This is a genomic window from Burkholderia sp. HI2761 (genome assembly GCF_002223355.1).
Taxonomy (GTDB): domain Bacteria; phylum Pseudomonadota; class Gammaproteobacteria; order Burkholderiales; family Burkholderiaceae; genus Burkholderia.
Window position 1 is genome coordinate 1 of the sequence record NZ_NKFN01000032.1, and the last position, 650, is coordinate 650.

A 650-nucleotide genomic window follows, 5' to 3' on the forward strand; every position below is an offset into this window, starting at 1 on the left:
CGCACGAACATCCCCGGCAGCAGCACGCGGCCCGGGTTCGGGAAGACCGCGCGGATCGTCACCGAGCCGGTGGTCTGGTCGACCGTCACGTCCGAGAACTGCAGCTTGCCCGACTCCGAATAGGTCTTGCCGTCTTCCAGGATCAGCGACACCTTCGCCGCGCCCGGGCCGCTCGTCTTCAGACGGCCGCTCTGCACGTCCTGACGCAGCTTCAGCCCTTCGAGGCTCGACTGCGTCAGGTCGACGTACACCGGGTCGAGCTGCTGCACCGTCGACATCAGCGTCGCCTGGCTCGCCTGCACGTATGCGCCTGGCGTCACCTGCGAGATGCCGACGCGGCCGCTGATCGGCGACACGACATCCGTGTAGCCGAGGTTGATCTGCGCGGTGTCGACCGCCGCCTTGCCGGCCGCGACGTCTGCGGCAGCCTGACCCTGCGTGGCAACCGCGTTGTCGTAGTCCTGCTTGCTGACCGCGTTCGCGGCGACCAGCACCTTGTAGCGCGCGACCAGCGCGTTCTGCGTGACGAGGTTCGCCTGCGCCTTCGCGAGCGTCGCCTTCGCGCTGTTCAGCGCGGCGATGTACGGCGCCGGATCGATCTTGTAGAGGCGCTGGCCGGCCTTGACGTCGGTGCCTTCGGTGAATTCACG

At 68.0% G+C, this 650-nt stretch carries 1 protein-coding gene; it reads right to left on the minus strand.

Going from position 1 to position 650, the window contains the following annotated elements; genetic code table 11:
- The coding region (locus CFB46_RS34990) for an efflux RND transporter periplasmic adaptor subunit (protein WP_143751701.1) at nt 1-650 on the minus strand (650 nt) is incomplete at both ends.